Source organism: Sciscionella marina DSM 45152 (assembly GCF_000379465.1).
Taxonomy (GTDB): Bacteria; Actinomycetota; Actinomycetes; order Mycobacteriales; family Pseudonocardiaceae; genus Sciscionella; species Sciscionella marina.
Genome location: NZ_KB905392.1, coordinates 348435 through 361424 on the forward strand (window position 1 = coordinate 348435; position 12990 = coordinate 361424).

At 69.4% G+C, this 12990-nt stretch carries 13 protein-coding genes; 4 read left to right on the plus strand and 9 right to left on the minus strand.

Going from position 1 to position 12990, the window contains the following annotated elements:
* Nucleotides 1-3 precede the first annotated feature (3 nt).
* Both A37U_RS0118585 and A37U_RS0118590 read right to left on the minus strand, forming a co-directional pair.
* Nucleotides 4-648 carry a DUF5134 domain-containing protein gene (locus A37U_RS0118585; protein ID WP_020498173.1) on the minus strand — a complete coding sequence of 215 codons (645 nt, stop codon included), beginning with the start codon at nucleotides 646-648 and terminating at the stop codon, nucleotides 4-6.
* Entirely contained in the window at nucleotides 645-1997 is a 1353-nt protein-coding gene (locus A37U_RS0118590) for a PepSY-associated TM helix domain-containing protein (protein WP_020498174.1), read from the minus strand. The genes A37U_RS0118585 and A37U_RS0118590 overlap by 4 nt, the downstream gene beginning before the upstream one ends.
* Nucleotides 1998-2208: 211 nt before the next feature.
* Between A37U_RS0118590 and A37U_RS0118595 the strand changes: the two genes are divergently transcribed.
* Both A37U_RS0118595 and A37U_RS0118605 read left to right on the plus strand, forming a co-directional pair.
* Complete coding sequence (locus A37U_RS0118595) at nucleotides 2209-3546, plus strand: 8-oxoguanine deaminase (RefSeq protein ID WP_020498175.1); 1338 nt, start codon at nucleotides 2209-2211, stop codon at nucleotides 3544-3546.
* 400 nt (nucleotides 3547-3946) lie between these two features.
* Nucleotides 3947-4237 (plus strand): antibiotic biosynthesis monooxygenase family protein, encoded by a 291-nt coding sequence (locus tag A37U_RS0118605; protein ID WP_020498177.1) that lies wholly within the window; start codon nucleotides 3947-3949, stop codon nucleotides 4235-4237.
* A gap of 6 nt (nucleotides 4238-4243) precedes the next feature.
* Here A37U_RS0118605 and A37U_RS0118610 read toward each other — a convergent pair whose 3' ends face one another.
* Both A37U_RS0118610 and A37U_RS0118615 read right to left on the minus strand, forming a co-directional pair.
* Nucleotides 4244-5545: a nucleobase:cation symporter-2 family protein gene (locus A37U_RS0118610; protein ID WP_020498178.1), complete on the minus strand. Its 1302-nt coding sequence runs from the start codon at nucleotides 5543-5545 to the stop codon at nucleotides 4244-4246.
* Between the two features lie 143 nt (nucleotides 5546-5688).
* A complete protein-coding gene (locus tag A37U_RS0118615) occupies nucleotides 5689-6942 on the minus strand; it encodes an amidohydrolase (RefSeq protein WP_020498179.1) in 1254 nt (417 codons plus the stop codon).
* Between the two features lie 70 nt (nucleotides 6943-7012).
* On the opposite strand from A37U_RS0118615, the gene A37U_RS0118620 reads away from it, so the two are divergent.
* On the plus strand, nucleotides 7013-8011 hold the full coding sequence (locus tag A37U_RS0118620) for a YdcF family protein (RefSeq protein WP_020498180.1): 999 nt from the start codon (nucleotides 7013-7015) through the stop codon (nucleotides 8009-8011).
* Here the strand turns inward: A37U_RS0118620 and A37U_RS0118625 are convergent.
* Both A37U_RS0118625 and A37U_RS0118630 read right to left on the minus strand, forming a co-directional pair.
* Entirely contained in the window at nucleotides 8000-8335 is a 336-nt protein-coding gene (locus A37U_RS0118625) for a helix-turn-helix domain-containing protein (RefSeq protein ID WP_026197355.1), read from the minus strand. The two genes, A37U_RS0118620 and A37U_RS0118625, sit on opposite strands and share 12 nt — an antisense overlap.
* 31 nt (nucleotides 8336-8366) lie before the next feature.
* Entirely contained in the window at nucleotides 8367-8816 is a 450-nt protein-coding gene (locus A37U_RS0118630; RefSeq protein ID WP_157182887.1) for an AraC family ligand binding domain-containing protein, read from the minus strand.
* A 71-nt stretch (nucleotides 8817-8887) separates the two neighbouring features.
* On the opposite strand from A37U_RS0118630, the gene A37U_RS44245 reads away from it, so the two are divergent.
* A complete protein-coding gene (locus A37U_RS44245; protein WP_051111688.1) occupies nucleotides 8888-10078 on the plus strand; it encodes an MFS transporter in 1191 nt (396 codons plus the stop codon).
* A gap of 7 nt (nucleotides 10079-10085) precedes the next feature.
* Here the strand turns inward: A37U_RS44245 and A37U_RS0118640 are convergent, their stop codons facing one another.
* From A37U_RS0118640 to A37U_RS0118650, 3 genes are read right to left on the minus strand one after another with little or no spacing between them, the layout of a single operon-like run.
* Complete coding sequence (locus A37U_RS0118640) at nucleotides 10086-10562, minus strand: Lrp/AsnC family transcriptional regulator (protein ID WP_040587993.1); 477 nt, start codon at nucleotides 10560-10562, stop codon at nucleotides 10086-10088.
* Nucleotides 10522-11442 (minus strand): DMT family transporter, encoded by a 921-nt coding sequence (locus tag A37U_RS0118645; RefSeq protein WP_020498183.1) that lies wholly within the window; start codon nucleotides 11440-11442, stop codon nucleotides 10522-10524. The genes A37U_RS0118640 and A37U_RS0118645 overlap by 41 nt, the downstream gene beginning before the upstream one ends.
* The gene (locus tag A37U_RS0118650) at nucleotides 11439-12923 is read right to left on the minus strand and encodes a pyridoxal phosphate-dependent decarboxylase family protein (RefSeq protein WP_020498184.1); all 1485 of its coding nucleotides are present in this window, start codon (nucleotides 12921-12923) and stop codon (nucleotides 11439-11441) included. Before A37U_RS0118650 ends, A37U_RS0118645 begins: the two co-directional genes overlap by 4 nt.
* Nucleotides 12924-12990 lie beyond the last annotated feature (67 nt).

Sequence of the window (12990 nt, forward strand, 5' to 3'; positions counted from 1 at the left end):
AGATCAGAGCATGGCCAGCAACATCGCGCCCATGCCGATGCTCATCGCCGCGTGACACGTGGATTCCCCGGCGGCGAACCGGTTCAGTCCGGTGTCCGCGACCCGGGCATGGTCGACGGCCGAGGCGATCCAGCCGAGCGAGGTGACCAGGAAGTAGGCGCCGAGCACCAGGTTGGCGACCACGAACACCACCGGCAGCGAGGGCGTGGCGGGCATGTCCATTCCCGGCATCCCGGGCATCGCCATGTGGTGGTGGCCTCCGGAGCTTCCGCCACCGCCCATCGCCATCGGCATGGAGGCGATCATCCACACCATGGCCCCCATCATCACGGCGTGGTGCACATGCGGCAGCCTGCGCAGATTGCCGTGCCCCACGCAGGGCCGGTGCCCGCGTACCGCGAGACCGAGGAACCACAGCGCGACGAGCGCGAACAGCGCCAGTTGCGGGTTCATCGGCAGGCTCATCCCCCACGGCCAGGCCATCGCGATCATCCCCGCGCTCATCAGGACGTGCGCGATCCAGCTGACCCGGTCAGCGACCGAGGGGCGCACCCTCGGGAATCGGCGCACGGCGGCGTGGAGACACCACAGGCCGGTTCCCGCGAACAGGATCGTGAGCAGTATCCGCAGCAGCATCGACTCGATCACGCGCCGGCCTCCGTACGCCCGGACCGCAGCGCGAGCAGTCCGTCGATGAGCAGGAACAGCAGCAGGGAACCACCGAGCAGCGGGGCGAAGTAGCCGGCGAGCACCGCACCGAGCACGATCGGGGCGAGCACCTTTCCGGGCACCCTGCGCCACGTCCCTCGCGCCGGGAGCCTGCCGAATCCGCGTTTCGCCGGGCCACGCATCCACCACATCCGGTAGCCGAGCACGATCACCAGGATCAGGGCGATGGCCACGATCGCGAGCACGATCTGGTTGACCAAGCCGAACAACAGTCCCTGGTGCGCCAGCACCATCCAGTGGCTCAGCTTGGCCATGAACGGATAGCCGGAGTACGGCAGGTCGGCGGTGATCCACCCGGTTCCCGGATCCACGGCCATGGTGTCGATGCTCCCGGGCCAGGCCCGGACCTCACGCTTGACCTCGTAGGCCGCGCCCGGACCGCTCGGCGGAGTGATCTCCAGGGGTCCGCGCAGCCCCACGTCCGAGACCGCCGCACGCACCCGGTCGAAGCCGATGTCCGCGCCGACGGCCGCACGTGCGGGCAGGGTCGTGGAGACTTCCGGCGCCTGCCAGGAAAGCTGGGCACGGAACTTGGACACGTTGTCCCCGGCCAGGGTGGACCAGGTCATCCCGGTCGCGGAGAGGAACAGCAGTACGAGGCTGATCCCGAGACCGGCCCACCCGTGCCAGGAAAGCAGTCGCCGCCTGCCGTTCACCGCACGCCGCCGGGTGCCGGAACGGCGCGCCACGAACCTCTTGCGCAGCCAGAGCACCAGCCCGGCGAGTACCAGGACCCACATCCAGCTGGCCGCGAGTTCGCTGTAGAACAGGCCGAACTGGCCCAGATGCAGTCCCCGGTGCAACTCGTCGAACCAGCTCTGCACCGGCAGATTGTGCACATTGCGGTAGTTCTCCAGGGTGCCGCGCACCGAACCGTCGTGCGGATCCACGAACACCGAACGGAAGTGCTCCGCGCCCTGATCGGGAGCATCGAAGACCACCTGGGTGCTCTGCGTCGGGCTCGCCGAGGGCAGCACCGAATGCAGCCCGGCGCCCGGCAGCTGGGCCCGCGCCGTGTCGATCTGGGCGGTCAACGGGACGTTCCCGGGCGCGGCGGGCACGGTCAGCTGGTGCGCGTAGAGCAGCTTGTCGATCTGCGGGCTGAACACATAGAGCAGGCCGGTGCAGGCGGCCACCAGTAGAAACGGCCCGATGAGGATCCCGGCGTAGGTGTGCAGCCGCAGCAGAAGCGCGCGCAGCCCCGGCCACCAGTCCGCGCGGGCGCGCGGGTCCTGCGTGGCGATCTCCGGTTCGACGGTTTGGGTCACGTATAAGGAGTCGTCGGGCGGTGCCGATCGGTTCCCGAGGTTCCGGTGCCGTGGTGTGGGCCCGGACACGCACGGCACGGCAATGGTGCCATTCCCGCGCTCATGCCGTTGCCGCTGCGTGTTCGAGCGTGTGTACTCGAGTCATGGAATCCCGTGGACAACGAAGTTCACCGCGACACCCAGCAGCCATTGAACGGGTGGCGCGGTCGGCATGATCATCGAGAACGCCGCGATATGCACCGTGGACTCGGCCGGCACCGAGTACGCGAACGGGTACGTCGTGCTCGACGGCGAGTGGGTCACCGCCGTCGGCGCGGGTCCGGCCCCGTGGACCGGTGCGCCCCGGGAACGCGTCGATGGAAGCGGCTGCCTGGTCACCCCCGGCCTGATCAATACCCATCATCACCTCTACCAGTGGGCGACCCGCGGACATGCGGTCGATGCCGGGCTCTTCGACTGGCTCACCGCGCTGTATCCGGTGTGGAATCGGTTCGACGCGGAGATCACGCACGCCGCGGCGAGCGCCGGTCTCGCCCGGCTCGCCCTGACCGGCACGAGCACGGTCGCCGACCACCACTACGTCTTCCCGCACGGCGGCGGCGATCAGGTCGGCGCGGTGCTCGCGGCGGCCGAGCGGATCGGTACCCGGTGCCACCTGGTGCGCGGTTCGATGGACCGCGGCGTACGCGAGGGTGGCCTGCCGCCGGACGATCTGGTCGAGGACACCGAGGAAGCGCTGTCCGGGACCGAGGCGGCGATCGAGGTGCACCACGATCCGGCGCCGAACGCACGGGTCCGGATCGCGGTCGGCCCGTGTTCCCCGTTCTCGGTGACCGAACGGCTCATGCGTGGCGCGGCGGAACTGGCGCGGCGCAAGGAGGTCCGGCTGCACACCCATCTGGCCGAGACCGCCGAGGAAGATCGCCGCTGCCGCGCCGAGCTCGGTGTCACCCCGGCACAGTACGCCGAGCGGCTCGGCTGGCTCGGCGCCGATGTGTGGCTGGCGCACACGGTGCATCCGGATCCCGAGGCCGTCGGACTGTTCGGCACCACCGGAACGGGAAGCGCGCACTGCCCGAGCTCCAACGGGCGGCTGGGCAGCGGAATCGCCCCGGTGCGCGCGCTGCTCGACGCCGGTGTCCCGGTCGGACTCGGCGTCGACGGTGCGGCCTCGAACGAATCGGGCGGTCTCGCGGAGGAGATGCGCGCGGCGCTGTTGCAGGCGCGGCAACGGGACGGGCCGGGCGCGCTGACCGTCCGGGAGGCGCTGCGCATGGCGACCATGGGCGGGGCGCGCTGTCTCGGCCGCGAACGGGAACTCGGCTCGATCGAGGCAGGCAAACTCGCGGATATCGCGGTGTGGCGGCTCGACGGTTTCGAACACGCCGGGATCGCCGATCCGGTGGCCGCGTTCGTGCTCGGCGCGCCCGCACCGGTCGAACTGCTGCTCGTCGGCGGGAAACCCGTTGTCTCCCAAGGAGAACCGTGCGGTTGTGCGCCGCGGGAGCTGGCCGCCGAGCTGCGTTCGGCCACCGGGAGGCTGGCATGAGCGGAACCGCCACCAACACCGAGGGCATCGGCACGAGTCCACTCCGGACGGACGGCGGCGCGAAGGTGCGCGGCGACCGAGTGGACATCCCCGAGGCGGCGGTGCACACCCTGCTCACCCATGAGGACGTTCCCGGAACCGACTGCTACGGTCTCAACCCGCCGATCAGCCGGTGCTCGCAGAGAATCTCGTACACTGTCAGGGCGATTCACACGCCGCTACGGAGGGCGCGGAATCTGCGAACCGCCCACCATCTCGTCCATCCCAGCCATCGTCGCCGCGATCCGCGCGACCACGGGACATCACTCACCCGGGGCCCATCCGCCCCGAGGACATCGTGCTCCAGGAGCACATCCGATATCACCGTCCCGGGCTCGAACGCGACCACCGAAGGAGAACGATGTTCGCACGCGTGATCACCGCCCGGACGGGAGCCGAAGGATTCGGCGAGCTCACCCGCCTGGCTCAGGAGCAGCTTCCGGGCGCCCGGGAACAGCCGGGATTCCAGGGATACTACCTGCTCACCGATGAGGAGACCGGCAAGGCCGTCATCATTTCCCTGTGGGAGACCCGCGAACAGATGGAGGCGATCGGACAGGGCACGGCAGCCGGTATTCACGACGAGGGCACTCAGGCGGCCGGGATCATCGCGCCACTCCTGGAAACCTACGAAGTGACGATGCAGGCCTGAGCCGCACTAAGCTTCCCGGGCGGAACGTTCCCGGAACACGAGGTTCAGCACCACCGCGGCGATGCATCCCGCGCTGATCCCGGAATTCATGATGGTGCGCACCGCGGCCGGGAAATGCGCGTAGAACCCCGGTGCCACGACCGGGAGCAGCCCGATGCCGAGCGAGGCGGCCACGATCGCGACGTTCGCGGGCCGGGACAGGTCGGCCCGGGTCAGGGTGCGGATCCCGGCCACGGCGACACTCCCGAACAGCACGATCCCCGCACCCCCGAGCACCGGTTGCGGCACCAGCGCGACGATCCCGCCCACCACGGGGAACATGCCGAGCAGCACGAGCAGCACCCCGCATCCGGCGACCACATAGCGGCTGCGCACCCTGGTCAGCGCGACCACGCCGATGTTCTGCGCGAACGCGGTGGCCAGGAAGCCGCCGAACACCGTGCTCACCGCGCTGGCCAGGCCGTCGGCGCGCAGTCCGTCGGCGAGGGTGCGCTGTCCGGTCGGGCGTTCGACGATCTCCCCGAGCGCGATCATGTCCGCGGTCGACTCGGCCATCGTGACGATCACGGCGATGACGATCGAGATGATCGCCGCGATGTCGAAAGCGGGCGCCCCGAAATGGAACGGGCTCGCGATCCCGAACGCTTCCGCCTTGCTGAACGAGCTCGTGTCGATCGCGCCGAGCGGCCAGGCGAGCAGGGTTCCGGCGACCAGCCCGATCAACAACCCGATCCGGCCGAGCACCCCGGACAGGAACCGATTGCACACCAGCACCGCCAGCAGGGTGAACCCGGCCAGCAGCACATCACGCCAGTTGGCGGACGGTTTCTGGTCGGCGACCCATTGCGCGGTCACCGGAAGCAGGGACACCCCGATCAGCGTGATGACCGTTCCGGTGACCACCGGCGGGAAGAACGTGAGCAGCCGGGAGAACACCGGAGCGAGCAGCACCATCAGCGCACCGCCGATGAGCGTGGCGCCGTAGACGTAGCCGAGCGCCGAAGGTCCGGCGTGTTCCTCGGCGATCGCCTGCACCGGAGCGACCGAGGCGAAGGTCACCCCGTTCACCAGCGGCAGCCGCGCGCCGAACCGCCAGATGCCGAGCGTCTGCAACAGGGTGGCGATTCCGGAGGTGAACAGGCTGGCCCCGATGAGCAGGCTCAGCTTCGCGGGATCGAGTCCGACGGCCGCGCCGATCACCAGTGGCGGTGCCACCACCCCGGTGTACATCGCGCCGACGTGCTGCAGCGCACCGAGCAGGAGCTCACCCGCTCCCGGGCGCCGGTCGACCGGATGGACGGCGCTCACGCCTGCCGCTCCGGGCCGGAACGGTCACTGCTGCGGCGGGATACACGCGTGATGAGCATGGGCAACGGTAGCTCGCGCCGCGGCTCGCACGCACAGCACGGCCGACCCCGCGAGGTAGCGGCCGTGTGGCGCAGCGCCACTGCTCAGCGCGCGCCGCCGAGCCAGGTGAGCGCCGCCGTGGTCAGTGCCTGTACCCCGGTGACGATCGTAGGTTCGGGCACCGGGGCGAATTCCGGGGAGTGGTTGCTCGGGATGTCCTTTTCGAACCGTCCCTGCGCGAAGGCCGTCATGACCCGCTCCGGGTCGAGCCCACCCCAGAACCAGAACACGGTCGGGATCGAGGCGGCCGCACCGAACACGCCGACGTCCTCGCTCGCGGTGACGGTCGGCATCGGCATGACCCGTTCGGCACCGAACCGCTCGGTGAACGCCGCCACGGTGCGCGCGGCCGCCTCCGGATCGTTGACCGTGACCGGGGCACTGACCGTCCACTCGATCTCGGGCGCCTTCGGCGCGCCGCTGATCTCACATTCCCCGCGCACGATGCGTTCCACGGCGGCGCGCAGTTGCGCCCGGACCTCCGGCAAGTACGCGCGCAGGTTGATCCCGAGCTCGGCCTGGTCGGGAATGATGTTGTCCTTGGTCCCGGCGACCAGTTTGCCCACGGTGACCACGGCGGTCTCGGTCGGTGTCACCTCGCGGGCCACGATTCCCTGCAGCCGCAACACGATCGAGGAGGCGAGCACGACCGGATCCACGGTGGTGTCCGGGCGCGAACCGTGCCCGCCACGGCCGAAAACCCGCACCCGCACGGAATCGCTGCTGGCCATGGTCGGCCCGCTGCCATGCCCGAGTACACCGGCCGGAAGCGGCGCGACATGCTGGCCGAGCACGATCTCCGGGGTGCCGAACCGGTCGAAGAGTCCATCGGCGAGCATCGCCTCGGCGCCCTTGGCGAGTTCCTCGGCGGGCTGGAACACCCCGAGCACCGTGCCGGACCAGTCCGCGCGACGGGCATCGAGTTGTTCGAGGGTGCCGAGCAGACAGGTGGCGTGCATATCGTGCCCGCAGGCGTGCATCACCGGAACCTCGGCACCATCGGGTCCGGTGCCCGTGGCAGTGCTCGCGTACGGCAGCCCGGTGGCCTCGGCGACCGGCAGCGCGTCGATGTCCGCGCGCAGCATCACCAGCGGGCCGTCCCCGTTGCGCAGCACGGCGACCACGCCCGTGCCACCGATCCCGGTGGTCACCTCGGCGTCCAGTCCGGCGAGCCGTTCGGCGATGCACTGCGCGGTGCGGTGCTCGGCGAAAGACAGCTCGGGGTGCTCGTGCAGATCGCGGTAGAAGGCGTGCAACCGCTCGACCTGTTCGGCGGACGGTGCGGACGTTTCTGACATTGCGGCATCACTCCTCTCCGGCGAGTCTGCCACACTGAGTTGTCACCAAGCGTGTTCGAGGGGAGTGCGGATGGGCACGTTCTTTTTTGTGGCGATGGCACTCGCCTTGCTGTTCTTCGCGATCGGCATGGTGCGGGACCGCCGTCGCTACAGCAATGGGATCTGGCTCAGCATCGCGCTGATCTTCTTCCTGCTGTTCCTGTTCGCCAACGCCACGAAGGTGCACTGGATCGGGCTCGCACTGGTGACCGCGTTCTTCGGCGCCGTTCTGCTGCTGGTGCTCGTGCTTCCGGTCGCGCTGGTGATCAACGGCCTCACGATGCTGCGCCACGAGGGACGGCGCCCGGCGAATTTGCTCTCGCTGTTCGCCGGGCTCGGCATGTTCGCGCTGTACGCCGCCTTCTGGCTGACCGCCCGGATCGATCTGGACTGGCCCCGCGTGGTGCTCGGCGCCATCGTGCTGGTCTCCTGCTATCTCGCCTTCCTGTTCGTCACCTTCCTGCTGTACTCGGTGGTCTACAGCCGCACGGCACGCCGGCGGAAATTCGACGCCGTCGTGGTGCTCGGTTCCGGGCTGATCGGGAAACGGGTTCCCCCGCTGCTGGCCAGCAGGCTCGACCAGGCGGCCCGGATCTACCAGCACGCCGACACCGCACCGGTCCTGGTCGTCAGCGGCGGGCAGGGCGGTGACGAGGCCGTTTCCGAAGCCGAGGCCATGGCCGGATATCTGGTCACCAAGGGCATTCCGGAAAAGGACATCGAACTCGAGGATCAGGCGCGCACCACGGAAGAGAATCTGCGCTACAGCAGGGCGATCCTGGACGCGCGGGAGCCAAGGCCGAAGCGGATCGCCGCGGTGACCAACAATTTCCACGTACTGCGCACCGCGCTGCTCTCCCGGCGGATCGGGGTACGCCTCGACGTGCTCGGTTCACCCACGGCCTTCTATTTCCTGCCGAGCGCGTTCCTGCGGGAGTTCGTCGCGATCGTGCTGGCGAACCGCGTGGTCAACGGGATCATCTGCACGGTACTCGGTGGTGGCGTCCTCGCGATCGGCCTAGTGGTCTGAGCTCGCGTAGCGCGTGCGATAGGTACGCGGGCTGACCCCGAAGAACGCGCGGAACCGCCTGCTCGCATAGGCCGGATCGGGCCAGCCGACTTCGCGGCCGATTTCCGCGACGGGCAACCGGATCTCGATGAGCAACGCCGCCGCGCGCTCGGCCCGCAACCTGCCGAGGCACTCCATCGGAGCCGCGCCGAGGTGCGTGGCGAACAACCGCGCCAGGTGTGCAGCCGAAACCCCGGCCGCCGCGGCGAGTTCGCGCACCGACCAGGGATGCGCGGGCTCTTGCTCGAGCAGTCCCACGGCCGCGGCGACCACTTCCGGGGTCACCGGGACGGCCGTGCCCCGGTGCGCGGTGAGCTCACCGATGACGCACAGCAGCTGCCCGATCCGTCTGGTGCGTTCCCCCGTCCGGATCGCCGAGCCGCTCGAGCGTGCTCCGATCGAGCCGGGCTATCCGGTGCTGCGCGGGCCATTTCGACCGTTCCACCGGCCACAGCACGCTGCCCAGCACCGGATCCGAACGCAGCCAGGACAACTCGCGGTGCAACAGCTCGGTGCCGAGACCGAGGTTGCACAGCCGCAGCCCCGCGCAGCGATCGTAGGCGTGCCAGTCCCCGGGACGCAGCGCGATGACCGAACCGGTGCGCACCTGGACCCGGCCGACCGCGGAGGCGTGCCTTGCCGTGCCCGCGAGCTCGATGAAGTCGTGGCTGTGCGGGGCCATCCCGCGGTTCCCGAGCTCAGTCTCCTCCGCGGCGACCGCGATGCCTCCCGCACCGAAGATTTCCTCCCGCAGCATCCGGTGCATGATCGGATCGTACAAGTTCTCGGTCGAGAAATCCTGTTTCGCCGGATCATCCTGTACCAGGATCGGTGATCATGCGTGCGGAAATTCTCCAACGTCCACACCGGACCTCGACACCCTTGCTCCTGGTACTCGGGGTGTTGCTCATCGCCCTGAACCTGCGCCCGGCGATCACCAGCCTTCCCCCGTTGTTCCCGGAAGTCGCGCACTGGTTCGGGCTCACCGGCTCCGCGGTCACGGTGCTCGCCGCCCTGCCGGTGTTCTGCTTCGGCGTGGTCTCCTTCTTCGCCCCGCCCCTGGCCCGGCGATTCGGAGAGGAACGCCCGATCGGGATTGCGCTCATCCTGCTCACCCTCACCCAGGCGCTGCGCATGCTCGGCGGATCGTTCGTCCTTTTCCTCGGCACCGTGTTCGCGGCGGGCGCGCTGGCCTTCTGCAATGTGCTCACCATCAGCGTGATCAAACGGCGGGCCGGGCGGCCTTCGGGCACGATGCTCGGCTGGTACATGCTCTGCTACGGGTTCTGCGTGCTGGCCAGCACCACGCTCGCGGTCCCGCTCTATCACGCACTGGGCGCGAACCTGCCGCTGGCGACCGGGCTCTGGGCACTGCCCGCCGCAGCCGCCGCGCTCGCCTGGATTCCCCAATTCCGTTACGGCGCAAGGGAAAGCACTCCTGCCGCCGCAGGACTCGGGATCTACCGCAAGCGGATCGCATGGCAGGTCACCTGTTATGCGGGCGCGCAGAGCGTGTTCTTCTACGCCATGACCTCGTTTCTGCCGACCATGTTCCGCGATCGCGGGATCTCCGCGGACGGGGCGGGCCTGCTCGCCGGGCTCGTCGGAGTCGGCGGTCTCGTGGTCTCCTTCGACACCCCGCTGCTCGCCGAGAAATTGGGCGATCAGCGGCCGTTGATGGTGCCGATCGTGGTGTGCTGCGCCGCCGGGATTCTCGGCTGTCTCTACGCCCCGGTCTCGACCGCCGCGGTCTGGGTGATCCTGATCGGTATCGGGGCGGGTGCGGCCCAGCCGCTCGCGTTGTATCTGACGATCGCGCGCACCGAGACGCCGACCGGGGCGGCCGCGCTTTCCGGAATGAGCCAGGGCGTCGGTTATCTGCTCGCCGGATTCGGCCCGCTGCTGTTCGGCCTGCTGCACACCGCGACCGGAGCCTGGGAAGTCCCGGTGTTCGCTCTGCTCGCGGTGCTGCTCGTGGAACTCGTGGTCGGCCTGCTCGCCTGCCGCCCGGGACGGGTTCCGATGTGACCGGTACTCAGCACGTCGTCCAGCGGTGACGGCGCTTGCGCACCTCGAGGTGGATGAGCGTCTCCGCACCACGCACCCCGGGAACGGTGCGGATCCGCTGAGAGAGCAACAGCGCGAGACCCGCATCGTCGGCGCACACGACCTCGCAGAGGAGGTCGAACCGCCCCGCGCAGATCGTCAGCTGCTCGACCTCGTCGAATTCGGCGAGCGCGTCGGCGACCGGATCGAGTGGTCCCTCCACGGTCACCGCGACGAGCGCCTGACGCGCGAGCCCGGCCAGGCGTGGATCGGAGACCGCGAAGATCTCGATCACCCCGGCATCGGCGAGCCGCTGCACCCGTTGGCGCACCGCACCTTCCGAAAGGCCGACCGCTTTCCCGATCGTCACATAGGATCGGCGCCCGTCCTCCTGCAACTGTTCGATGATGTGCCGGGTGGTCTCGTCAAGGAGCGTATTCGCCGATTTCACTTGGGTGGCCGGCATCTCGCTCACCTCCCTGGGTGCGATGGGTCGGGAACAGGGCGATACCGGCCCCGATGAGCACGGCGCCGACCGCATGCCACATCAGCAGCCGTTCACCGAGGAAGGCGACCGCGAGGACCACACCGAACACCGGGATGAGATTGAGCACCATGCCCGCCGCACCGACCGGAACCGTGGCGATCGCCCGGTTGTAGAGCAGGAAACTCGCGGCGTAACCGATGGTTCCCATGATCACCGCGGCGATCCAGAAGCGGGGCGCGGCGTGCAGCGGCAGCGCCTCCGCCCCGGTCGACCAGGCCAGCACGGAGACCGGGATGGCCAGGATCAGGGCCGCGGTGAACTGGTAGGTGGTCATGGACAAGGCGTCGGTGGTGCGGGCTGCCCCGCGGGCGGGCAGCGAGTAGAGCGCGGCACTCAGCGCACCGAGCACCACGAGCACATCCCCGAGGTTGCCGTGTACGTTCGCGCCGATTCCTTGTAGCGCAAGCACTCCGGCACAGGACAGGAGCAGCCCGGCCACCGCGCGGATGCCGAGCCGTTCGCCGAGGAATATCGCGGAGAGCAGCACCACGAAACAGGATTCGGTGGCGTTGAGCAGGGATGCGTTCGTGGCCGTCGTGTAGCCGAGCCCGACGGTGAGCAGTCCATAGGCCAGCCCGGGTTCGAGCAGGCCGAGCAGGAAGTACCGGCCGATCCGTTCCGGGGGGCGCAGCCCGCGCAGCAGCGCCAGCGGCCACAGCACGAGGTTCGCGCCGAGCAGCCCGGCCAGCAGCACGGCAGCCGGACCGAGTCCGCCGAGCGCGTACTTCGCTGCGGTGGCCTGCGTTCCCCAGCACAGTGCGGCGAGAACGAGTAGCAGATAGGGCCCGCGTGGCCTCACCGCGCGGCCTCCGCACTCGCACCCTTCGCGAGAATGTGACGCAGCAATTCCTGCACCTCCCCCGGTGTGGTGTTCGGGTTGAGCAGGGTCAGTTTCAGATAGATCGCCTCGGCGCCGGAGGAATCGAGCATGCCCGTCCGGCCGATCACGGCCAGCCCTTCCGCGAGCAGGGACCGGCGGATCTCCGCGTTGATCGCCGCGCCGCGCGCCGGATCGCTTGGCAGGTAACGGAAAACCGCGGTGCTCAGTACCGGATCGGCGCGCAGCTCCAGCTTCGGATGCTCCCGGACGAACTCGGCGGCGTTCTCGGCGAGCGCGTGGCAGCGGTCGACGAGTTCGCCGAGTCCGGCTTTGCCGAAGCTGCGCAGAGTGACCGCGACCTTGAACGCGTCGGCGCGCCGGGTGGTGCGCAGCGAATGACCGAGCCTGCTGGTGTACCCGGCGCGCTCATCGTCCTCGCTGTTGAGATAGGCGACCGTGCGGTCCAGCGGGGCGAAGCTGTCCGCGGCACGGGTCAGGAACGCACCCGCGGCAACGGGCTGCCAGCCGAACTTGTGCAGATCCAGGCTCACCGAATCGGCACGCTCGATCCCTTCGAGCAACCGGACCAGCGTGGCGGAGAACAGCGCTCCCCCACCGTAGGCGGCGTCCACGTGCAACCAGGCGCCGTATTCGCGGGCGATCGGCTCGAGCTCGGCGATCGGGTCGATCCCGCCGAGGTCCGTGGTGCCCGCCGTGGCCACGACCGCGAGCGGCACCCGGCCACGGCCGCGCACCATCTCCAGGCTGCGGGTCAGCTCCTCGGGCCGCATCCGGTGCGCCTCGTCGACGGGAACCGGAAGCACCGCGTCCTCACCGAGACCGAGGAACCCGGCGCACCGGGCGATCGAGAAGTGCGCGGCCTCCGAGCACAGGATCCGGAACGTGTCCCCGGTGCCCGCGAGGCCGCTGCGTGCCACCTCGACCCCGCGACGGCGCCGGATCACGTTGTCCCGCGCGAGAAGCAGGCCCATCAGGTTCGACTCGGTCCCGCCCGAGGTGAGCACGCCGGCCGAGGTGTCCGGGAAACCGACCAGCCGGGAGAACGCGTCCACCAGCTGCTCCTCGAGCACGCTCGCCAACGGGGCCTGGTCCCAGGAATCGAGCGAGGCGTTCACCGAGCCCGCCGCGGTATCGGCGGCCACCGCCAGCGCCAGCGGCGGGCAGAGCAGGTGCGCGGCGCAGGCGGGATCCGAGGGATCGGCCGCACCCGCGGCGAGCTGACGGACGAGCCCGGCGAGCACCTCGCCCGGTTCGGATCCGCTCTCCGGCAGCAGTTCGCCCAGTTCGGCGCGCCACCGCGGGGCGAGCGTGGCCGGATCGCCCGCGGGGATCGGCCCCTCCCTGTCCTTGGCACCCTCGGCGAGCGCGTCCAAGGTGATACCGAGAAACGATTCGAGTGCCGTTGGACCGTGTACGCCGCCCGCAAATGCGACATCCATGGCGAACCCTCCCTTGTTATTACTCGGAAACCGAGTTGATTGGTCCACGCGATTTCGAATGGCGAAC

Excerpts from the sequence above, each read along its gene's own strand:
- A37U_RS0118595 (WP_020498175.1), top strand. The coding sequence starts at position 2,209 with ATGATCATCGAGAACGCCGCGATATGCACCGTGGACTCGGCCGGCACC.
- A37U_RS0118605 (WP_020498177.1), top strand. The coding sequence starts at position 3,947 with ATGTTCGCACGCGTGATCACCGCCCGGACGGGAGCCGAAGGATTCGGC.
- A37U_RS0118615 (WP_020498179.1), bottom strand. The coding sequence starts at position 6,942 with ATGTCAGAAACGTCCGCACCGTCCGCCGAACAGGTCGAGCGGTTGCAC.
- A37U_RS0118620 (WP_020498180.1), top strand. The coding sequence starts at position 7,013 with ATGGGCACGTTCTTTTTTGTGGCGATGGCACTCGCCTTGCTGTTCTTC.
- A37U_RS0118630 (WP_157182887.1), bottom strand. The coding sequence starts at position 8,816 with ATGCACCGGATGCTGCGGGAGGAAATCTTCGGTGCGGGAGGCATCGCG.
- A37U_RS44245 (WP_051111688.1), top strand. The coding sequence starts at position 8,888 with ATGCGTGCGGAAATTCTCCAACGTCCACACCGGACCTCGACACCCTTG.
- A37U_RS0118640 (WP_040587993.1), bottom strand. The coding sequence starts at position 10,562 with ATGCCGGCCACCCAAGTGAAATCGGCGAATACGCTCCTTGACGAGACC.
- A37U_RS0118650 (WP_020498184.1), bottom strand. The coding sequence starts at position 12,923 with ATGGATGTCGCATTTGCGGGCGGCGTACACGGTCCAACGGCACTCGAA.